Genomic DNA, 21,236 nt, shown 5'->3' with positions numbered 1-21,236 from the left:
CGTGAATAATACGCCTGAGCCTACTATCCGTTAAGGAATTCGGTCCGGAACTCGAGGGTGATCTTCCAATTTTTCTGCTTTACCAGGCTTTCACCATCCCCGGCTCGCTTAAGAAAGTTTTAGAAAAATTGTACTGTCCCTGTCAACGTCATGTCTGTCGTATTTAACTTATTCAAAAATTATATGCGAATTAATGCTGATTCGTCAAGCTAAGGAATCTTCTTCTTGATGAATTTTTAACTCTGTTGCATCCACTTCATACTCTAATAAATGATCCCAATCATCAGTGCTCAGCATATCCAGTTGTGCTTCGATAAGCATTTTAAACCGAGTCCGGAATACTTTTGACTGCTTCTTTAGGTCCTCAATTTCAAGAGCTATTTTCCTCGCTTTAGATAAGGACTCGTTGACAATCCGGTCCGCGTTTTTCTCAGCTTCCTTAATAATCAGCTTTGCTTCCTTTTGGGCATTACGCTTAACATCTTCGCCAGCTTCTTGGGCAATAATAATTGATTTGTTGAGCGTTTCTTCAATATTCACAAAATGGCCAAGACGCTCTTTCATTTCATTCAAGCGTTCTTCCGTTTCTTTTTTCTCTCTGAGGACTAATTCATAATCCTTTATGACCTGGTCAAGAAATTCATTCACTTCATCTTCATCGTACCCGCGAAAACCTTTATTAAACTCTTTATTATGAATATCTAACGGCGTTAACGGCATGATGCCACCTCCATACGAACTATACTTTTATATGTATAAAAAAATATTCGACACTTTTTTCAAAATTCCTGCACTAAAATTGAATTATTTTTGCTTTCCAACGATAATTCGCCATTTTTCTTTTTTTGTTTTTCCCTCAATCCCGATTATTTTTGCTCTACCGTGACCGCGAACCGAAATCATGTCGCCGATCTCACACGAAAACGACGGGTTTTCGGTTAGTGTCCAGTTTACTTTCACAAGCCCCTGTTGAAAAAGGGTTTGTGATTTTTGCCGGGATAGATGATAGATTCCAGAAATAACAGTATCCAGCCGTAAAGAAGATACCGTTAAATCAGTTTCTTGCCATAATTCTTTTGCTGATATTGCCTCATCGCTGCTTATTTCAACTAACTTGACACCAGCCCTGCCAATTGATTCAAGATTGCTTTTAATATACTCATTAACTTCCTTTGCCACGAAAAATTGTATCCTCTCATCTTTCATAAGGATGTCGCCAAATTTCCCCCGCTTGAGCCCTAAAGACATCAGCGTTCCCAAAACCTGACGATGTTCAATCGTAACGAACTTCGATGGATAGTGAATTTCGAAAAGGCTAATTTGAAAATCATCACAGTTTGCAGTCAAATAGTCAGGGTAGAGGAAGGCTCTTTTTCGTTCTAAATTATGGCTGCCGCCAAAAAGCTGATAGTTCACATTTCCATTTTCGCCAATGAGCATTTTGAGTATTTGCTGCTCCCTAGGGTCAAGAAAATCAGTAAGCTTTGGCGTATAGTGGATCTCGACATAACTCTTCCACTGAACTACTTGGTCAATAAATTCCCGTTCTTCTGGCCGGAAATGCTGATAAATGTTCATTGATTAACACACAACCTATATTCAAATTACCTGAAGCAGCCAACCATACACACTGGATAACCCACCAATGGCAAGATTAAGAACAAGGATTGCAACAATTGGCGAAATATCCATCATCCCAATTGGTGGAATGATTTTTCGAAATGGTTCTAAATATGGTTCGCAAATTCTCGTTAAAAATTGGCCAATCGAGGATTCCCTTGCATTCGGGAACCATGACATTAAGATGTACACAATCAAGGCATACGAATAAATTCTTATTACTTGTTGTAATAGACTAAACACCCATTCCATTTATCTTACCACCTCGTATTTTGTGTTTCATGGTCAGAAATTAAGTCCGAAATATTCCCTGATACCTCTACATTATCAGGCGTACATAAAAAAATACTTAAGCCGATCTTTTGGATGTCTCCGCCGATTGCATAAACCACACCGCTGATAAAGTCAATAATTTGCCGGCCCTGTTCATTATCTATCCGCTGCAGGTTTATGACAACAGCGCGGCGATTTTTTAAATGGTCAGCAATATCCGTTGACTCTGAATACGAACGCGGTTCCACTAATATGACCTTTGAACCAATTGATAAATTTGTAGAATTTGTAGAATTTGATGACTTTGGGACACTTTGCAGGCTAATAACATTTTTGTTTTTAACAGGCTGCTGTCTTTGTTTGACTGGTTCACTAGCTTCTACATTGTCATCATTATTATCATCATATTCATCATCTAAAAAGAAAAATGTTTTTAGTTTCGATTTAATCGTCATTTTTTTCACTCCTAACCATCTTCACCGACAAGTGCTGTACCTATTCTTACCATTGTTGCCCCTTCTTCAATTGCAATTTGAAAATCGCCCGACATTCCCATCGACAGTTCCGTACAGGGAGCAAAATCTAAATTTCGGTCTTGTACTTGAGCACGAAGTTCCCTTAATTTGCGAAAGCAGTCACGAACAATTTGTTCATCCTTCGTGAGCGGAGCCATAGTCATTAATCCTTCAACACGTATATTATCAAAAGCTCGAAGCGATTCAATAAATCCAATTGTCTCTTCAACTGATAGTCCATGCTTGGATTCTTCCTGCGAAACATTAACCTGCACGAGACATTTAATTTTATGGACTGCACGTTTATTTATTTCTTCGGCAAGTGCAAGCCTATCCAGCGAATGGATATATTCAACCTTGTCAATAATATTTTTCACCTTACGGGTCTGGAGGGAGCCAATAAAATGCCAATCAGGCTTGTCCCTTAATACCGTCCACTTTGCAAGCAGACCGTCATCACGGTTTTCACCAAGATTTGTGATCCCTGCTTCGAACGCTTCAGAAGCCCGTTCAATGCTTACATATTTAGTGACTGCAATCAATTTCACATCGTCCGGGTTTCGATTCACTTTAAGACACGCTTCATTTATTTGTTGTTTAATTTGTTCAAGCTTTACTGCTACTCTCATAAACGATCCGCAGTCTCCTTCCAGCCGATAAAACTCAACATTCTCCCAGTACCGCCTTGATCACGGCGATGCGAGAAAAATTCCTCCTGGTTGCAGCTGGAACAAAATCCAGTTGAAAGGATATTTCGCTCCGGTATCTTAGCTTCCAAGAGTATTTGTCTGTTTAATTCTCGCAAATCTAATGAATATTGACCTTCTTCAATTAAATTATATGGTAATCTTTCTTTATCTTCTAGTGTATTTTCAACTAAGTTAATAATCCGTTCATCAACAAGGTAACATTTTTCACAAATAGACGGTCCAATAGCGACAAGTATCTCTTCAGGCTTAATCCCTTCCCTGCCCCACGCTTGGATCATTTCATTCGCAATCTTTCCAACTGTCCCTTTCCAGCCGGCATGTGCCGCCCCAATCATCTTTTTTTCAGGCGCAATAAAAAAAAGAGGGACACAGTCGGCAAAACATAGCGTTAGCAGGATGCCCTCTTCATTCGTATAAAAACCATCAGTGCCTTTAAATGAATGTTCATAGGAATTGGATCCTTTACCGCGGTCTGCTTTAGTTATCTTTTGAACGGCAATATCATGGGTTTGTTCGGCCCCCACCCAGCAATTTAACGGGAATTCCAGTAGCTCAGCAACTTTTTCTCGATTTGAGCACACCCTGCTTTTGTCATCGCCGACATGAAAGCCGAGATTTAGGGTTTCAAAACTCCCCTTACTCCACCCGCCGCATTTAGTTGTTATACCGGCAGCCAATCCAGGGAAATGCTTGATCCAGCTTTCAATGGTTAAATAGGATTGATTTTTTAAAACAAAGGGCTCCATGTCAATACCTCTTATATTTTTCTTTAGTTTACCATGAAAAGAGAGAATGGTCACCGTAAAAGGTATTTTGTCAAACCTCAGCCTCTTCGGAAATTTTCTCGACACTTCCCCGGTACCTAACCAAGATAACATCCTGACCAATTTTAATTATATTTTTCCAGGGAATAACGATATCTTCATCCTTTCCAAAAAAACCTAATACTCTTCCACTGCCGGAGATTACAACAGCCTCGATTTTACCAGTCGTTAGATTAATTTCTATATCACCAATATTACCAAGCCGTTTGCCATCCGATACATTGACCACATCTTTTATCTGGAATTCGGAAATCTTCACCATATCCACCACTCCCAATTACATTACTATAAAAAATATATGACAGCACTTGGCAAATTAGTAAAAGAAAATAAAGCTGTCCGGTTTGGACAGCTTTATTTCGAGAAATGGTATTTTTATCGGCAATTTTCTAAATACCTATTTTATTGATTGTCCCTGCAATTGGCCCTGTTGATTTCCGCTCCTGGCACTCGCTTTCCGCGGGGAGGTCCTGGAGCCTCCTCGGCGCCTGCGGGGTCTCCAGTGACCTCTCTATCCCGCAGGAGTCGAGTGCCCTCCGCTCCAATCAACAGGGGGTGTAAAATCAAACTAAAGATTTGCAACACACACTTTTTCCAACCTGGCTAAGTGTGTTGCATAAAAGGAGAAAGGGAACAGATGGGCGGCCATTAACTTCACTATAAAATGGACTAACTTTTTCTAAAAGTAAATAATCTAGATTTTGTCAACAAGGCGGAGAAGGTGGTCGTCTGGAACTATTTTATCAATATACACAAATTCATATTAACTTTGGATAGGTTCTTTTAGCTTAAACATTGATATCATCACTTATTTTTATAATTTATTGGAATGGAAAGTCTTTATTAATACCGCACTGTTGATTGGAGCGGAAGGCGGCGAAGACTCCTGCGGGAGTACGGGGCAGGGGAGACCCCGCAGGCGCTTCAGCGCCGAGGAGGCTCCCCGGCACGCCCGCGGAAAGCGAAGCCGCCTGGAGCGGAAATCAACAGACCTTTTGAAAAAACTGTATTCTAATAAGATTTTATAAATTAATATGTAAATTTTAAATGTGATTTATTGAAAAATAAAGCTGTCCGGTTTGGACAGCTTTAACTTTGAATATTTTTATTCATTTGTCTAATCGCTGCTTTTTCTAATCGTGAAACCTGAGCCTGGGAAATGCCAATTTCATCAGCCACTTCCATCTGTGTTTTTCCTTGGAAAAACCGTTTCCGCAGAATTAATTTTTCGCGCTCATTTAATCTCCGCATACCTTCTTTTAGGGCTATTTCTTCAATCCAATGGATATCTTTATTTTTCTCATCACTTAACTGGTCCAATACATAAATTGGGTCGCCGCCATCATTATATATTGGCTCAAACAAAGACACCGGGTCCTGGATGGCATCAAGTGCGAAAACAATTTCCTCATGCGGCACTTCTAAGACCTTGGCAATTTCTTCGGCAGTCGGTTCACGTGAGGTTTCGCTCATTAATCGCTCCCTGACCTGAAGGGCCTTATAAGCGATATCCCTCAAAGAACGGGAAACGCGAATAGGGTTATTATCACGTAAGTATCTGCGAATTTCTCCAATAATCATCGGTACAGCGTAGGTGGAAAACTTTACGTTTTGACCTAAATCAAAGTTATCAATCGATTTCATCAGTCCAATACAGCCAACCTGAAATAGATCATCAACAAATTCCCCGCGGTTGTTAAAGCGCTGAATAACACTTAATACGAGGCGTAAGTTGCCATTGACGAGCTTTTCCCGGGCAGATATATCGCCCTCTTGCATTTGCTTGAAGAGTATTCTCATTTCTTCGTTTTTTAAAACAGGAAGTTTTGATGTGTCCACACCGCAAATTTCGACTTTATTTCGAGTCAATCCTTTTCCCTCCTCACAGGAGCTGCTGTTCAAAAAACAGTATTTCCTTGAGAAGGAAAAATATGCACCTATCCAAGTCAGCGGACAGGTGCATATTTGTCGAAAAATGCAATTTTAGCACTTGAATTCTAGGTTTTTTTGATGGAAAAAAATTTCTTTTTTACACCATCTTATTAAATTCCTTTCGTAATCGTTTAATAATTCTTTTTTCTAATCGTGAAATATAAGATTGCGATATCCCCAGCATGTCTGCGACATCCTTCTGTGTCTTTTCTTCCCCATTTGTTAAGCCGAACCGGAGCTCCATAATTTGCTTCTCACGATCGGTAAGCTGATGCAATGCCTTTGTTAAAAGCTTCCTATCAACATTTGCTTCCAGGTCCTTTGTAATAATATCATCATCCGTTCCTAAGACATCGGATAGTAGCAGCTCATTGCCATCCCAGTCAATATTGAGCGGTTCATCAAAGGATACTTCTGACCTGATTTTATTGTTTCGCCGTAAGTACATAAGAATCTCATTTTCGATACATCTTGATGCGTATGTAGCAAGTTTTATTTTTTTCTCAGGGTTAAAGGTATTAACCGCTTTGATTAAACCAATCGTGCCAATACTGATTAAATCCTCAATATTAATCCCCGTATTCTCAAACTTTCTGGCAATATAAACAACCAGCCTTAGGTTCCGTTCTATTAAGATGGATCTCGCTGCCTTATCACCGCCAGGAAGTTTTTTTAATAACAACTCTTCCTCGTCTTTACTCAAAGGAGGCGGCAAGGCTTCGCTTCCGCCAATATAATAAACTTCATCCGTTTTTAAGCCCAATTTTATTAGTATTTTGTACCAGTAGTAGGATATGCGAAATCTCCATTTATTCATCTAAGTTCCTCCTTCTAAATTATGTTTTTACTGAGTATAGTATTATTAACTTACTTTCACTGCCTCATCATGCTGCTTCATCCCTGTTAACATTTTCGGATGAACAATACATTGAAACGCATCATCAGCAGAAAGTTCCTTTATCGTAAAGGATACAAGACCTTTTTCACATAAATACTGTGAACCGCTATGTTCAATTAAAATAATATCGGGTTTAACGGCAATAATCAGTTGATGCTCTTGTCCTATCACACGGCATGGGACGACTCTGAGCCTATTTTGCCATTCGTCAGGAAATTCCTCACTTCCCGTTATCAGTGGTTCTGGGTCGGCAGCCAATCTTTTTATTGTTTCAGGGATGGTATCCAATTGCTTTTTGATAGAAACAAACATGACCGGCAGCTTAGACAAAGGATCATATAGTTGATTGCCGCTATCTACTAAGCCTTTAAAAACTAAGCTTTCTCCCTCAATATTCAACCTCACCTTAACAATTTGTTCGAATTGAATTTTGGTCATCTCAAGACTCTCTCCATGTTTTCTGGAGAAGTGCCAGGCGACCGGGAAACCAATCAGGACAAAAAGCCAGCTAATGGGATCGCCAAATCCTTTCAAAACCTTTGACGTCCACTCATAATCATATTGAATAAAGTAATGAGCACCCATGATGGCGCCGCCAATTAAAAAGGTGGCAGCATAAAACGTCATTAATGCTTTCATAAAGAAGGTCAGCCGCTTATATCCAAAGGCGATCAATACCATCATAATTGAACAAAAAAGTTTTGAAATCGGATGGCTTGTATAGAGATTTAATGGTGTAAACGATAATAAAATAATCAATGAACCGGCAAATCCCCCAGCGAGTATTCTCCATAATCGAATGTTTCTCTTTAGAAATATGGCTGTTAAATAAAGGAGTAGGCTGTCAAACAATAAATTAAGAGCCCAGATAATATCTAAATAAACAACCAAGCAGCTTCCTCCTTACTTCTGTTTACGAAAAAGTATAACGTACTTATGCGGCTGAAGTGTGTCACTTTCTGTAAACAAAAAATCAGAAATTTTCACTATTCACAACGGATTTTGTCAAAATAATGGTAAAGAAAAAAGGCATAGCCCCTTGGGGCCATGCCTTAATTAATATTGAAATTATCTTCTGCGATTTCGATTGCGCAGGAAGGTTGGAATATCCAACGTCTCCTCTTGTGAAACATTTGTGTTTCGGACTGGTTCTTGCGGAGCTTCTTCGCGTTTTTGCTCTCGCTTGACAGTTCCAGCAGCCGGTTTTGCTTGACCAAAAGAAGGTCGGGTTACCTTCGGCTGTGAAACTTCTTCATTAAATCCTGTTGCAATAACGGTTACAACGATTTCATCTTTAAGATTTTCATTGATAACGGATCCGAAAATCATATTCACTTCTTGATCAGATGCGCTTGCAACAATATCAGCAGCTTCCTGAACTTCATATAGGCTTAAATTTGTACCGCCTGTGATATTCATTAACACACCCTGTGCTCCATCAATGGAGGTTTCTAATAATGGTGAGCTAATCGCTTTCTTCGCTGCCTCAGCAGCACGATTTTCGCCGGAGGAAACGCCAATTCCCATTAAGGCAGAGCCTTTGTTAGACATGATTGTTTTCACATCGGCAAAGTCCAGGTTAATAAGTCCTGGAACAGCAATTAAATCGGATATACCTGAAACCCCTTGGCGAAGGACATTATCCGCTTCCCGGAACGCCTCTAGCATTGGCGTACTTTTATCAACAATTTCAAGGAGGCGGTCATTCGGAATAACAATTAGCGTATCAACGGCTTCTTTCATAGCTCCTATACCGCCAGATGCTTGATTCGACCGTTTTTTGCCTTCAAATGTGAACGGGCGAGTAACAACTCCCACTGTTAAAGCACCGAGGTTACGGGCAATTTGAGCGATAACTGGCGCTGCACCCGTACCAGTTCCGCCGCCCATACCTGCCGTAACGAACACCATGTCAGCGCCTCTAAGCGCTTCTTCAATTTGCTCTTTGCTTTCTTCTGCCGCTTTCTTTCCAACCTCAGGATTAGCTCCAGCTCCAAGACCGCGAGTCAGTTTCGAACCAATCTGCATTTTTACTTCTGCTTTTGAAAGATTCAAGGCTTGCGCATCCGTATTAACAGCGATAAATTCCACACCTTGAACGCCATGTTCAATCATTCGGTTTACTGCGTTATTTCCGCCGCCGCCAACACCGATTACTTTTATTGTTGCAAGAGAATCTAAATTTGTATCAAATTCTAACATGACAAATCCTCCTAATTCGTCGATTTCCTTTTCGCTGAAATTATTCGAAAAAGTAACCAAGGAATTTTTTTACTTTTGATGACATCTTATCTTCCGGATGTTTTTCTACTTTTACTTTAGGCTGCTGTTGCTTTGGCATTCTTTTTTCGGCAGGCTCTGACACCGCTGAAGAACCACCATTGGTTCCTCCAGGTAATCTAGTATTCTTGTAAGCATATTTAATTAAGCCTACCGCTGTTGTATATTGAGGTTCTCTTACACCAATGTAGTCAGGCGAGGCAATGCGGACTGGAGTTTGAAAGATATCCTGTGCAAGCTCCAATATTCCCTGCATCTTTGCTGTACCGCCTGTTAAAACAAATCCACCTGGTAAATCTGTCACGCCTAAACGTTTCAATTCATGCGCTATCAATTCAAAGACTTCTTCCATTCTTGCTTCAATAATTTCAGAAACATAGAGCTGATTAAATTGCTGATGCTGATCGCTTCCAATAATAGGAACGCTGAAGAATTCATCTTCTGAAGCATTATCAAAGAAGGCATGTCCATATTTTATTTTGACTTTCTCAGCATCTTCGGTAGACGTGTGCAGAACCTTTGAAAGGTCATTTGTAAGCAAATCGCCGCCTACAGGAATCACACTTGTCGATTTCAAAAATCCTTCCTCAAATAGAGCAATTGAAGTAGACCCGCCGCCGATGTCAATCAAGGCCACACCGAGATTTTTTTCATCTTTGGATAAAGCATAATCACCTGCTGCCAATGGCTGCAAGATAATATCTAAAATTTCAAGTCCAGCTCTTTCAACACAACGCAATGTATTAATGATTATCGATTTAGAGCCGGTAATAAGTGCACCTTCCATTTCCAAACGAACACCAATCATACCTCTTGGATCATTAATTTCATCCTTGCCATCTAAGATAAATTGTTTTCGAATAACACCAATGTTTTCTCTTTCTGGTGGAATAGAGCCAACATGGGCGGCTTCTATAACCCGAATTACATCTTCATTGGTAATTTCCCGATTTTGACTGGAAACAGCTACAATACCATGACATTGCTGGAGCATGACGTTGTGCCCGGAAATTCCGACCACTACTTCCCTAATCTCCATTCCAATCATTCTTTCCGCCTGCTCAATCGCCCGCTTAATAGAATGAACGGTATCGTCCATGTCGACGATCGACCCTTTTCGTAAGCCTTCAGATTTCACATTGCCAACACCAATTATATTCAACGAGTCTTTACCCGAGTCATTGACCATTTCACCAATGATTACTTTTACACTGGATGTACCGATGTCAAGGCTAACATAAATTTCATTGCTGTTCATTCTTTGGCACCTCCTTTTAATTTCCATAGGTTGAACAACAATTTATTCTGTTCAATAAAATGTTTTCATAGTAATATCATATAAAATTATTCGTCACAACTACATATTTCCCTTTAAAAAATATCAATTTTTTTCTACTTTTTCTTTGTTTGGTGACCATTTTGTCAATAATATTCTTCTAATGACAGCAATATTTTGGAACAACCTGACTCCAAACGCAAAAACTGCCGCTAAATACAAGTCTACACCAAGATGGACACCGAGAAAAGCTAAACTTGCAGCTAGTATTATATTAAAAAAGAATCCAGAAACAAAAACCTTTTCATCATAAATATTCTGCAGGTATGCCCTGATTCCCCCGAAAAGCGTATCAAGGGCTGCTAAGACTGCAATTGATAAATAATTGGAATATTCTTCAGGAATTCGGATTTCTGTTAATAACCCGAGTATGATTCCAATAATTAGTCCAACAAACGGAAGCCACATTAGGAACCGCCCCCTTCTTTAATCGGCTCCATGTATTTAATACGAATTGGGTTATTGTAAGAAGGAATACTCACGGCTGGATCTGCATCAGAAACGTTAAGTCTCAAGCTTTCAGTAAAAAATTCATCCCTGGCCTTTGATACCTTCATCCGATTAGACAACTTTTCAGCAGCATTCATCGTATCAACGCCAACTTTAATTTCTAACGGCAAATTCTTAATTGTATGCCCGTCTATTTTAGTTTCTCTATTAATATCCCTAATTACAGTAGTATTAATAATTCTTTGACCATCAATCGCCAGATACTTTGCTTCGTACATATTCAATTCGTTCAGCAGCCTTTTTAGGAGTTCGGGTGAAACGATTTTTGTATCCGGAGACCCCAGCTGAATATCCTCTATTACAGGTTCAATCTGCAGGGTAATCCCAGGTCCAGAAATTTCGGTTTGTCCTGCTTCCAATTTTAATTCCTGCAAAGTATCCCGTAATGCCTGTTCCTTACTTTGTTTTCTTTTAGATTCATAGGCTGATAATTTCTCTTCATTAGAACGAATCTCTCCCAATAAATTGGACTCAAGTTCCTTTTCTTTCAGTAAAGCCGCGCGTAGCTGCCAAATATCGCGTGTATCCCGCTCATTCGGTTTCTTCACTGTTTGGAATTGAATCGCAATCATAAAACCGACAACTGCAGCAACCAAGGTTAAACTAACATTCATTTTGGGCTTGTCCATTTTTTTACCTAACCTTTAAATTAATCTTAAAGTGGACTTTAATCAACTTCCTAAAATTGGATTCAAGGTCATTTCATTTATTTTTTCTAGTGTAAAAACAAGGTTATCATTAACTAACTGATCCTTTATTCCTCCCGTCAGGTTTATAGACGCGGCAAGAACATCTGGATCTCCGATTGCAGTAATGACAAACGGAGCAGGGTATTGAACACCATCAACTGTAATGACTGGCCCATTACATACTATATATGAATGGCTCGTCAGCCTTTGGCCATTTATGGCAACCGCTGCTGCACCAGAAATATAAAGCTCGTTTACCACTTTGAAAACGTGGTGTTCATGTACAAGATAATTATTAATATTCACTTCTTTTGGATCATAGGCACCATCGGAAAGAGTAATTTTTACTCCTTTCCCTTTCACCTTTACTTTGCCAAGAAACATCCGATATTTTTCAGTATCTTCTGCCTGGTTAAGAAAAACTTGTGCTTCCTTTGCTAAGTCTTTTTCATTTTTAAGTACCTTGTCTTGCTTTTGATGCAACTCTTTTTGGAGTTTACGATTCGTCTCTTCTTGGGCAATCAATTGATTTCTTAAGACAAGGGTCTTTTCATATTGTTTGCCTGACCTATCAAGGTTTTCATTTTGGCTCTCAATTTTGGTCAGATGATAGGAGAAGGCTATCATAAACCCTAGTATAAGACAGACAAGGGACAAGATAAAATGTTTACCCTTCACCTTGATCTTTTTCAACTTCTTTTTCCTCCACTTCCGGTTCAAAAGCCTTAAAATATGAACCTACTTCCATATCGATAAGTCCCTTTTTGTTAGGATCCAATTGGCTGATGATAGAGGGATAATGGATCATCTTTTCCGAAAAACTTCTTAATGTCGCACTTACCTCAAAGCCATCGTTCATAAATAAGGAAATATGATACTGATCGGTTTTTTTCGGAGAATAATAAATTTCGGAAATGGAGTTTAAAATTTCACTTGGAAGATTTTTTAGCTCTTTCATCATTTCGTTAAGGGCGGGCCCTTCTTTGAAATCTAAAAGAATCGGAGAATTAATAGGAATTTTTTCCATTTGTCTTTCTTTTAAGATTTTTCCATTTTCCATGACTGGATAGTAGTTTGTATCTTGTTTAAGATAGGCCATTCTTTTATACTCTTTTACTTGGATTTGAACCGTGTTTGGCCATTGAATGTTTACATCTGCTTTTTTTATTTCAGATAATTGCTGTAATTTGGAAGCAACAGCGATTTTTCTAACTTTCCAAATATTCGTATTTTTCGAAAGTCCGCTCTTCTTGATTATTTCTGCCTGGGAATAAACTTCATTCCCTTGTATGGCAATTGTTTTAACATGACTAAAAGGGGACTGAGTATAGGCAATGACGACAATCAATGTAAAAAACATAATTAGCAAGAGCACAAGACGTCTGTTTGCTTTCCGCCTTCTTTGTTCCTTAAGCTTAGGAATACGATCCTCAAGAGCAACAATTTTACCTTTTTCCATCCATGATTCCTCCACATAAAAAGCGGCTGCCCTAAATTACAACATCGGCTTGTCCTAAATTTTCGATGCGGTTACCATGAAAAGAGAAACAACGGCACGAGAAATCATGCCGTCATTCACTATCTTCAGGCTTTCCACCTATTATATTATCAGTTATTATAACACAATTTTTGTCATTGGTAAGGTATTTCTTACAAGAAAAGTAAGTTTATTTGATAGCTGTCTAGCTCCAGCGCCTAGCCCCTCGAGGTCACAAGCCAATCCGTCCAAAAGGTTAAAAAACAACCTTTCGGCCGGCTCGTCTTGTGCTTTTCGGAGCTGAGCAAGGCGCTTGCGCTTTTCTTATTTCCTACCGATTATTTCTACCTCAGTCTCCATTTTTATTTCATATAAACTGTAAATGGTATCCTTTACGTGCTCAATTAAGGCAAGCACATCTCCAGCAGTAGCGTTCCCGGCATTGACAATAAAGTTTCCATGCATTTCTGAAATCTTTGCGCCACCAATACTGAAGCCCTTTAATCCGGCGACCTCGATTAATTTACCGGCGTAATTAGGAAGAGGATTTCGAAAAATACTGCCGGCGCAAGGGAAATTCCACGGCTGTGTTTCTTTTCGATAATCCTTGTTCTTTAGCATTTGTGAAACAATTGCTGGTCGATCACCTTGTGCAAGCTGAAAAACAGCTTCGACTACAATTCCTGGACGTTTTTTCTGGAGGACAGAGGTTCGATAAGAAAACTCCATTTCTTCAGACGAAAGCCATTCCATCGTCCCATCATCAAAAAGAATCCGTGCCTTAGTTAGAATATTGCTAATATCTGAGCCATGAGCACCGGCATTCATATAAACAGCCCCGCCGACAGACCCTGGGATACCGCTGGCAAACTCAAGCCCTGACAGCCCTTTTTTGCTAATTAATGTAGATAAGCTTACTAGCGAATGACCGCCGCCGACTGTAATTTCGGTGTCGTTAATTTCAAGATGGTCTAAACCTGAACCGAGCTTAATCACTGCCCCTTCAATCCCTTTATCAGAGACTAAAAGATTGGACCCTCGCCCAATTGCCCGCCACTTTAAGCGATGTTTTCTAATCACACCCATTACCTGATTTAAGTTTTCTACTGACGAAGGTTCAATAAGCAGGTCGGCCGGACCGCCAATTTTTATTGTAGTATGTTGGGCAAGCGATTCATTTTTCTTCACCTTCCCAATATTTAAAGCCTGTAATTCCGTTACAATTCCGTCCATATTTAACACCTAACTTTCCTATATACACTTAACATTAGTTTATGCTGAAAATCGATTTGGGCTACTTAAGTTTTCCTTTAACAAGCTGTCTCATTAAGGAGTAAAGCCTTTCTGCTGAATCTGGAACGCCCATTTTTTTAGCATGACCTTTCATATCCGTTAAAGTTTCATTATTTAAAAGAATTTGATCAATGGAGTTCACCAGACTTTTACTAGTTAAATCTTTTTCTAAAAGCAATTCTGCTGCACCCTGGTCACTTAAGGATCGTGCGTTCTTCTCTTGATGATTATTAGTAACATACGGACTAGGGACAAGAATGCTTGGAATGCCAAGTGAGGTTATTTCGGCAAGTGTCGTTGCACCTGCTCTTGAAACAACTAAATCAATACCTGCAAGAACCTCCGGCATATTATGAATAAACGGTTTTATCACAACATTTTTCGGACTTCCAATTAACTCTGTTTCCTTTTGGACCGCTTCATAATGAACATCGCCAGTAATATAGAGAACTTGATAAGGCTTTTCTGCCAATTCCGATAACGCCTTTACTACCGCTTCATTGATTGGTCTCGCGCCGCGGCTGCCTCCAAAGATTAGGACAGCGGGCATTGTGGTACTAAGTCCTGCTGATAGCCGGCCTTTTATCCCATCCTTGCCAATTACCTCAGAAGCTCGGGGATTTCCGGTAAAAACCACCTTATCTCCCGGAAAATAACTTTTGGCCTCTTCAAAGCAAATTGCAATTTTATTCACATAACGGCTTAAGAATTTATTCGTCAGGCCGGGTACACTATTTTGTTCATGAATAATCGTTGGAATTCGCAGTTTCGCTGCCGCATATACTACAGGTCCGCACACATATCCGCCGGTTCCTATGACAATGTCAGGCTTAAACTCTTTTAATATTTTTTTGCTATCTGTTACACCTTTCAGAAATCGGAAAATCGTTTTTACATTTTCAAAGGACAGCTTTCTCTTGAATCCAGTAATATGAATCGATTTAAAAGCTATATTTTCCCTAGGAACGAGTTTACCTTCTAAGCCATTAATTGTACCTATGTATAGAAATTCTGCATCTTTATTCTCTTTTTGAATTTCCCTAATTAGTGCGAGTGCCGGATAAATATGCCCGCCAGTCCCGCCGCCGCTCACGACTATTTTCATTCTTCCACCTCATTAACTATTTAACACCTGAGTGCATACTTATCTTACTATAAAAACAGATTAAAGAAAGCAAATGAAAAAAGATTGTTATATAAATGTAACGTAATACGAAAAAGAACCCTGCCGGTTAACAGGGTAACATTTTTAATATCTTGAATACCGGCTAATGTTAAGGAGAACACCGATAGCCATAAGCATTAAGGTCAATGATGAGCCCCCATAGCTTAAAAATGGCAGTGTTATGCCGGTTACCGGCATAAGCCCTGTTACGACACCGATATTAATCATAACCTGAATGGCCACCATGGCGATAATCCCAACCGCAAGAAAGCTTCCATACAAATCTGGAGCACCAAGAGCAATCCGGATACCGCGCCATAATAATAGCGCAAATAAGAGTAAAATGAACGAACCACCAATAAATCCTAATTCTTCAGAAAGAATCGCGAAGATAAAATCTGTTTGTGGTTCTGGCAGATAAAAAAACTTTTGTCTGCTTTGACCAAGGCCCAGTCCAAATAATCCACCAGGGCCGATGGCGTAAAGCGATTGAATGATTTGAAATCCACTCACGAGTGGGTCTGACCAAGGATCTAAAAATGAGGTAATCCGCTTTATTCGATAGGGTGCGGAAGCAATTAAGCCTATAAATCCCGCAACACCCAAAAGCCCTAAGAAAGCAAAGTGACTGATCCGTGCTCCTGCGATGAAAATCATTACCACACATGTACCCATCATGACCGTTCCAGTGCCTAAATCCGGTTGGAGCATAATCATGGCAAAGGCAATAAATGCAAGCCCTAAAGAAGGGACAAGCCCTTTTTTAAACGAGGTTATCAGCTTTTGCCGTTCAGATAGGAATTTTGCCAAAAAGGCAATCATCGCTAGCTTCATAAATTCTGAAGGCTGAATTGAAAAAGCCCCAACCCCGATCCAGCTTCTAGATCCGTTTCTTTCATTTCCAATTCCAGGAATTAAGACGAGGATTAACAACACAAAACAAACAATAATGATTGTTTTCGACCAGGTTCTCCATGTCCAGTAGTTGATATTCATAATAAAAAACATGGCAGCAATACCGACCCCGGCAAAGAGAATCTGCCTTTTTGCAAAGAAAAAGGAATCATGAAATTTATATTCAGCCCAAATCGCACTTGCGCTGTAAACCATGATTAGCCCTATCGCCAGCAGCGTGAAGGTTACAATCATTAAAATAAAATCAGGAGTAGTTCTCTTTGTCGGCACACTATCCACCTCAACTGCGAGTTTTGGGCTGAACACGATAGGTGACAAAGTAAGAGCCTATTTAAGGCGCTTTCGCTTTTCGTGTGGACAAGCCCTTACTTAAGCTTATGCACCGCTTCAATAAAAATGTCTCCCCTGACTTCAAAAGTTTTATATTGATCCCAACTTGCACAAGCTGGCGATAATAATATGATGTCCCCTGGTTCAGAGTGACGATAAGCCTCGGGCACTGCCTTGTCAACATTATCGACACGCTTGATTGTTTTTATTCCAGCCTCGCTTCCAACCCTCTCGATCTTTGGAGCCGTCTGCCCAAATGTAACCAGCGCTTTAACATTTTTTAAATAAGGAAGCAGTTCATCAAATTCATTGCCGCGGTCAAGGCCGCCAGCTAGTAGAATAATTGGTGCATCAAAAGCTGCAAGGGCATTGATGGCTGCTAAACTATTCGTGGCCTTTGAGTCGTTATAAAATTTTCTGCCATTCACTTCTGTAACATATTGCAAACGGTGTTTTACACCCGTAAAGGTTTGCAGCACTTCCTGAATCGCACTATTTTCCACACCGGAAAGCTTGGCAGCTACCATAGCGGATAAAATATTTTCGAGATTATGAACTCCCGGCAAAGCAATTTTTTCAATCTCCATTACCTTCTCATCATTAAAACAAATCCAGCCATTGCTAATGAAGGCACCTTCAGATAGATGTTTCTTTGTAGAAAAAGGAATGATTTTAGCTCTGGAATTGCGGGCAATTTCAAGTGTTTCTTCCTGATCTGCATTAATGATTAGATATTCCAGTTCGGTTTGCTTTTTCGTAATATTCGACTTTGCTTTCATGTATTCTTCTCTAGTTCCATGGTAATCCAAATGGGCATCATAAAGGTTTGTGATAATAGCTATTCTAGGTTTAAAGGTGTCAATTCCCATCAGCTGAAACGACGATAATTCAATCACAATCGTATTTTCCTTCGTTGCCTTTTGTGCTACACCTGAAGCCACTGTACCAATATTTCCGGCAATTAATGGCTGTTTGTTGCCTTGGTTCAACATTTCAAAAATGAGGGTTGTCGTTGTTGTTTTTCCATTTGTCCCTGTAATTGCGATGAAAGGTGCATCTGATATTTGATAAGCTAGCTCTACTTCCGTAATAACAGGAATTCCCTTTTCAATCGCCCCGGCAATCATTGGATTATTATATGGGATGCCGGGATTTTTTACAATCAGCTCAAACCCCTCATCCAATAGCTCTATTGGATGATCTCCACAAATCACTTTAATCCCTTGTTCTAATAACCCCTGTGCCTCGGGATTTTCCGAAAGAGGTTTTTTATCATTAACGGTAACAAATGCCCCTAGCTTATGTAAAAGAGCTGCAGCGGTTACCCCGCTTTTTGCCAGCCCAAGAACAAGGATTTTCTTATGTCGATATACATCAATCTGCTTCACTTACAACCACACCTCAATATAGATTCCTAGTACTGCCAATATTAATCCTACGCTCCAAAAGGTTACGACAACTCTCCATTCCGACCAGCCGACTAATTCGTAATGATGATGCAAAGGGCTCATTCGGAAAATCCGTTTCCCTGTCGTCTTAAAGGATGCGACCTGGAGGATAACCGATAACGTTTCAATAACAAATACCCCGCCAATTATGATGAGCAGCAGTTCAAGTTTTGTTAATATCGCAATACCTGCGATTGCACCGCCAAGTGCAAGTGACCCTGTATCCCCCATGAACACCTTTGCAGGATGTGCGTTAAATACTAAGAATCCTAAGACTGCCCCCACCACAGCAACTGAAAAAATGGCAATTTCAAGATCGCCTTTATTCCAAGCGAGAACGGCAAATGCACCGAATGCGATGGCTGCGGTGCCTGACACCAAGCCGTCAAGACCATCCGTTAAGTTGACTGCATTTGAGAATCCAACTAGCCAGAAAATGATGAAAAGTACATAGGACCAGCCAAGATCAAATGAGAAATCACTGAACGGAATTTTGATCTCGGTTGATTGTCCCGTATGTTTTAAGATTAGATAAAATATTACGGAAATAATAATTTGACCTAAAAACTTTTGCTTTGATGTTAGCCCTAAATTTCGTTTTAAGACCACCTTGATAAAATCATCCAAGAACCCAAGTAACCCGAAACCAAAAGTAACAAATAGCAGTAAAAACACGTTAACTTTTGTTTGGTCTGAGTATTTCCCAATCATGACAAGTGTCGTAATAATGATTGAGAATAAAATCATTACCCCGCCCATTGTTGGGGTTCCTGATTTTTTTTGATGTGATTTAGGACCTTCTTCCCGAATGCTTTGTCCAAATTTCAACCTTCTTAAGAAGGGAATAAAAATTGGAGAAAGTAAGACCGATATGAGAAAGCTCATAATAATTGTGAAAAAAATAACTTGCTCCTTCATTTTATCCCCTCCCATCCTTATTTAGTGCCATTTTATTTGTTAGTTTTTCTAATATCACAGCTATATCATATGATTGTTTATTTTTATTAAGAAGTTTTTTATTTGAAAATTTAAAGTTAGTTATCTCCATTTTACTATTCGTTTCTCCATCTAATTTTTCATTATATAATTTTATTATCTCTTTTATTGCTTCCGCTGAATCATTGGTGAAAAAAACCGGAAAATAGTTTGGTGTATATTGCGGCAGCATTTCTTCAGCATCCCATACGGCAGCGATAGCTCCATTAGCAATGGCTTCCAAAAGTTCCCCTGAATCTTCGTTTAATCGGACAAACAATCCCATAGGCTGCGAAAAACTTGCTTTATCTGTAACGGTATAAAACGAAAAGTCGTCGTTAATTCCTCGTTGATCATTGAACAAGTCTGCCATGTCTTTACTAGCTAAATACATCCCTATCTCACCTCGATTGCTTCCCTTGCCACCCGCCGATCATCAAAGTCATGAACAACATTACCGATTATTTGATAGGTTTCATGTCCTTTTCCGGCAATTAAAATAACGTCCCCCGCTGATGCCTGACTAATAGCCATTTCGATTGCCTCTTTACGGTCCGGAATGACTTGGTAGACTTCACCTTCTACCCCAGCCTCCATATCCTTTAAGATTGCTATTTGTTCTTCACTTCTTGGGTTATCGGAAGTGAAAATTGGATCTGTTGCAAGCCGACAAGCAATCTGAGCCATCAAAGGCCGTTTTGTTTTATCTCTGTCACCGCCGCAGCCTACGACAACGAAAATCCTTTTCTTCGCAAAATGCTGAATGGTGTTTAACACATTTTCCAGGCTGTCTGGTGTATGGGCATAATCAACAATTACCGTATATTCTTGACCAGCGTTGACAAGCTCAAACCTTCCAGCTACCCCTTCCACACTTTCAATTGAATGGATTATTTCATTGATCCCAATTCCGGATACTAATGCGGCAGCAATACTTGCTAAAACATTATAAACACTGAATTTACCAAGAAACTGTATGTTGATTGGATAGCTGTCATCTTCAATCCAAAGTTCAAAACGAGTCCCCTTAGGAGTCATGTGAATATTTTTTGCTTGAATATCCGCCTCTTCATCAATCCCATATGTAATTACATTTGCTGCTGTTGATCTAGATAACATCTCTGAAGCAGGGTCATCAGCATTTATGACAGCAAATTTTGGTTTTTCATTTTCAAAGGAATTGCCTAGCTGGGCAAATAATAGGCTCTTGGCCCGCTGATATTCTGCCATTGTTTTATGGTAATCAAGATGATCCTGCGTAAGGTTGGTAAATACAGCTACATCATAATCACATCTATGGACTCTGCCTTGGTCAAGAGCATGCGAGGAGACCTCCATGACTGCTAAACCAACTCCGGCCTCCACCATTTGCCGAAACGTCTTTTGAAGTGTCAGACTTTCTGGTGTTGTGTTTTTTGTCTCTAATGTCTTGTCAGCAATTTTCGTATACATTGTGCCAATCAGGCCAGTTTTTTTTCCTGCATCAGCAAATATTTTTTCAATTAAATGACTGGTAGTCGTTTTTCCGTTTGTACCGGTGATGCCGATTAACTGCAGTTTTTTCGTAGGCTGCTCGTAAAAGGTATCTGCGAGCACTGCCATAGCTCTTGTTGTATCCTTAACAACGACAACAGGTACTTCTAATGATAACGGGCGCTCTGCAAGGATCGCGGCAGCCCCTTTTTCAACAGCCGATTCCGCAAAATCATGCCCATCCACTGTGTAACCTTTAATACAAATAAATAAGCTCCCTTTTTGCACCTTGCGATTATCATTTTCAATCGATGTAATAACCGGGTTCTCCCCCTTAAAAGGGACGATAGGATGCAAAGACTTTAGCAGCTCTTGCAGCTTCATTTCAACTCAAATCCTCTCATGACCTTACATACATTCTTTCTAATCATTACCTAAAAGAACTCCTAGCAAAAGTTCCATCTTATTTTACATTAAATCTTTTTATTTTGCTATTTAGTTATGAAGGATAAATAAAAAAATCGGCGGCGGAAAAGATTCCAGCCGCCCTTTCGATGATATTCCATCCAATTC

At 39.7% G+C, this 21,236-nt stretch carries 23 protein-coding genes and 1 other annotated feature (1 of these 24 cut by a window edge); all 23 genes read right to left on the bottom strand.

What is annotated here, in order from left to right:
• Nucleotides 1–155: a binding site (T-box leader), on the bottom strand; it reaches 89 nt to the left of the window's first position.
• 49 nt (nucleotides 156–204) lie between these two features.
• Nucleotides 205–720: a DivIVA domain-containing protein gene (locus tag AA980_RS02355; RefSeq protein WP_024026914.1), complete on the bottom strand. Its 516-nt coding sequence runs from the start codon at nucleotides 718–720 to the stop codon at nucleotides 205–207.
• Between the two features lie 84 nt (nucleotides 721–804).
• On the bottom strand, nucleotides 805–1,578 hold the full coding sequence (locus tag AA980_RS02350; RefSeq protein ID WP_024026913.1) for a YlmH family RNA-binding protein: 774 nt from the start codon (nucleotides 1,576–1,578) through the stop codon (nucleotides 805–807).
• Nucleotides 1,579–1,599: 21 nt separating this feature from the next.
• Nucleotides 1,600–1,872: a YggT family protein gene (locus AA980_RS02345; RefSeq protein ID WP_024026912.1), complete on the bottom strand. Its 273-nt coding sequence runs from the start codon at nucleotides 1,870–1,872 to the stop codon at nucleotides 1,600–1,602.
• A 5-nt stretch (nucleotides 1,873–1,877) separates the two neighbouring features.
• Complete coding sequence (locus tag AA980_RS02340) at nucleotides 1,878–2,348, bottom strand: cell division protein SepF (RefSeq protein WP_024026911.1); 471 nt, start codon at nucleotides 2,346–2,348, stop codon at nucleotides 1,878–1,880.
• Between the two features lie 11 nt (nucleotides 2,349–2,359).
• The gene (locus tag AA980_RS02335; RefSeq protein ID WP_024026910.1) at nucleotides 2,360–3,037 is read right to left on the bottom strand and encodes a YggS family pyridoxal phosphate-dependent enzyme; all 678 of its coding nucleotides are present in this window, start codon (nucleotides 3,035–3,037) and stop codon (nucleotides 2,360–2,362) included.
• The gene (pgeF, locus tag AA980_RS02330; RefSeq protein ID WP_047771225.1) at nucleotides 3,034–3,864 is read right to left on the bottom strand and encodes a peptidoglycan editing factor PgeF; all 831 of its coding nucleotides are present in this window, start codon (nucleotides 3,862–3,864) and stop codon (nucleotides 3,034–3,036) included. The genes AA980_RS02335 and pgeF overlap by 4 nt, the downstream gene beginning before the upstream one ends.
• Nucleotides 3,865–3,934: 70 nt before the next feature.
• Nucleotides 3,935–4,204: a YlmC/YmxH family sporulation protein gene (locus tag AA980_RS02325; RefSeq protein WP_024026908.1), complete on the bottom strand. Its 270-nt coding sequence runs from the start codon at nucleotides 4,202–4,204 to the stop codon at nucleotides 3,935–3,937.
• Between the two features lie 827 nt (nucleotides 4,205–5,031).
• Entirely contained in the window at nucleotides 5,032–5,811 is a 780-nt protein-coding gene (gene sigG, locus AA980_RS02320) for an RNA polymerase sporulation sigma factor SigG (protein WP_024030063.1), read from the bottom strand.
• A gap of 160 nt (nucleotides 5,812–5,971) precedes the next feature.
• Nucleotides 5,972–6,691 (bottom strand): RNA polymerase sporulation sigma factor SigE, encoded by a 720-nt coding sequence (sigE, locus tag AA980_RS02315; RefSeq protein WP_024030064.1) that lies wholly within the window; start codon nucleotides 6,689–6,691, stop codon nucleotides 5,972–5,974.
• 45 nt (nucleotides 6,692–6,736) lie between these two features.
• Nucleotides 6,737–7,663: a sigma-E processing peptidase SpoIIGA gene (gene spoIIGA, locus AA980_RS02310; protein ID WP_024030065.1), complete on the bottom strand. Its 927-nt coding sequence runs from the start codon at nucleotides 7,661–7,663 to the stop codon at nucleotides 6,737–6,739.
• Between the two features lie 177 nt (nucleotides 7,664–7,840).
• Complete coding sequence (gene ftsZ / locus AA980_RS02305; RefSeq protein WP_024030066.1) at nucleotides 7,841–8,974, bottom strand: cell division protein FtsZ; 1,134 nt, start codon at nucleotides 8,972–8,974, stop codon at nucleotides 7,841–7,843.
• Between the two features lie 40 nt (nucleotides 8,975–9,014).
• On the bottom strand, nucleotides 9,015–10,310 hold the full coding sequence (gene ftsA, locus AA980_RS02300) for a cell division protein FtsA (RefSeq protein WP_024030067.1): 1,296 nt from the start codon (nucleotides 10,308–10,310) through the stop codon (nucleotides 9,015–9,017).
• A gap of 123 nt (nucleotides 10,311–10,433) precedes the next feature.
• On the bottom strand, nucleotides 10,434–10,796 hold the full coding sequence (locus AA980_RS02295) for a small basic family protein (RefSeq protein ID WP_024030068.1): 363 nt from the start codon (nucleotides 10,794–10,796) through the stop codon (nucleotides 10,434–10,436).
• Nucleotides 10,796–11,527, bottom strand: a complete 732-nt coding sequence (locus AA980_RS02290) for a DUF881 domain-containing protein (protein WP_024030069.1) — start codon at nucleotides 11,525–11,527, stop codon at nucleotides 10,796–10,798. Before AA980_RS02290 ends, AA980_RS02295 begins: the two co-directional genes overlap by 1 nt.
• A gap of 42 nt (nucleotides 11,528–11,569) precedes the next feature.
• Complete coding sequence (locus AA980_RS02285; protein WP_024030070.1) at nucleotides 11,570–12,280, bottom strand: DUF881 domain-containing protein; 711 nt, start codon at nucleotides 12,278–12,280, stop codon at nucleotides 11,570–11,572.
• A complete protein-coding gene (locus tag AA980_RS02280; protein ID WP_024030071.1) occupies nucleotides 12,255–13,046 on the bottom strand; it encodes a cell division protein FtsQ/DivIB in 792 nt (263 codons plus the stop codon). The genes AA980_RS02285 and AA980_RS02280 overlap by 26 nt, the downstream gene beginning before the upstream one ends.
• A gap of 342 nt (nucleotides 13,047–13,388) precedes the next feature.
• Complete coding sequence (gene murB, locus AA980_RS02275; protein WP_024029197.1) at nucleotides 13,389–14,297, bottom strand: UDP-N-acetylmuramate dehydrogenase; 909 nt, start codon at nucleotides 14,295–14,297, stop codon at nucleotides 13,389–13,391.
• A gap of 61 nt (nucleotides 14,298–14,358) precedes the next feature.
• Nucleotides 14,359–15,462 carry an undecaprenyldiphospho-muramoylpentapeptide beta-N-acetylglucosaminyltransferase gene (murG, locus tag AA980_RS02270; RefSeq protein WP_024029196.1) on the bottom strand — a complete coding sequence of 368 codons (1,104 nt, stop codon included), beginning with the start codon at nucleotides 15,460–15,462 and terminating at the stop codon, nucleotides 14,359–14,361.
• A 144-nt stretch (nucleotides 15,463–15,606) separates the two neighbouring features.
• Nucleotides 15,607–16,707, bottom strand: a complete 1,101-nt coding sequence (gene spoVE / locus AA980_RS02265) for a stage V sporulation protein E (protein ID WP_024029195.1) — start codon at nucleotides 16,705–16,707, stop codon at nucleotides 15,607–15,609.
• A gap of 95 nt (nucleotides 16,708–16,802) precedes the next feature.
• On the bottom strand, nucleotides 16,803–18,155 hold the full coding sequence (murD, locus tag AA980_RS02260) for a UDP-N-acetylmuramoyl-L-alanine--D-glutamate ligase (RefSeq protein WP_024029194.1): 1,353 nt from the start codon (nucleotides 18,153–18,155) through the stop codon (nucleotides 16,803–16,805).
• Complete coding sequence (mraY, locus tag AA980_RS02255; RefSeq protein ID WP_024029193.1) at nucleotides 18,156–19,133, bottom strand: phospho-N-acetylmuramoyl-pentapeptide-transferase; 978 nt, start codon at nucleotides 19,131–19,133, stop codon at nucleotides 18,156–18,158.
• A gap of 1 nt (nucleotide 19,134) precedes the next feature.
• Complete coding sequence (locus tag AA980_RS02250; protein ID WP_024029192.1) at nucleotides 19,135–19,584, bottom strand: hypothetical protein; 450 nt, start codon at nucleotides 19,582–19,584, stop codon at nucleotides 19,135–19,137.
• Nucleotides 19,585–19,586: 2 nt separating this feature from the next.
• The gene (locus AA980_RS02245; RefSeq protein ID WP_024029191.1) at nucleotides 19,587–21,047 is read right to left on the bottom strand and encodes a UDP-N-acetylmuramoyl-L-alanyl-D-glutamate--2,6-diaminopimelate ligase; all 1,461 of its coding nucleotides are present in this window, start codon (nucleotides 21,045–21,047) and stop codon (nucleotides 19,587–19,589) included.
• Between the last annotated feature and the right edge of the window lie 189 nt (nucleotides 21,048–21,236).

It is taken from the genome of Neobacillus vireti, assembly GCF_001026695.1.
Classification (GTDB): domain Bacteria; phylum Bacillota; class Bacilli; order Bacillales; family Cytobacillaceae; genus Neobacillus; species Neobacillus vireti.
This window is presented reverse-complemented; position numbering and strand designations above follow the sequence as displayed.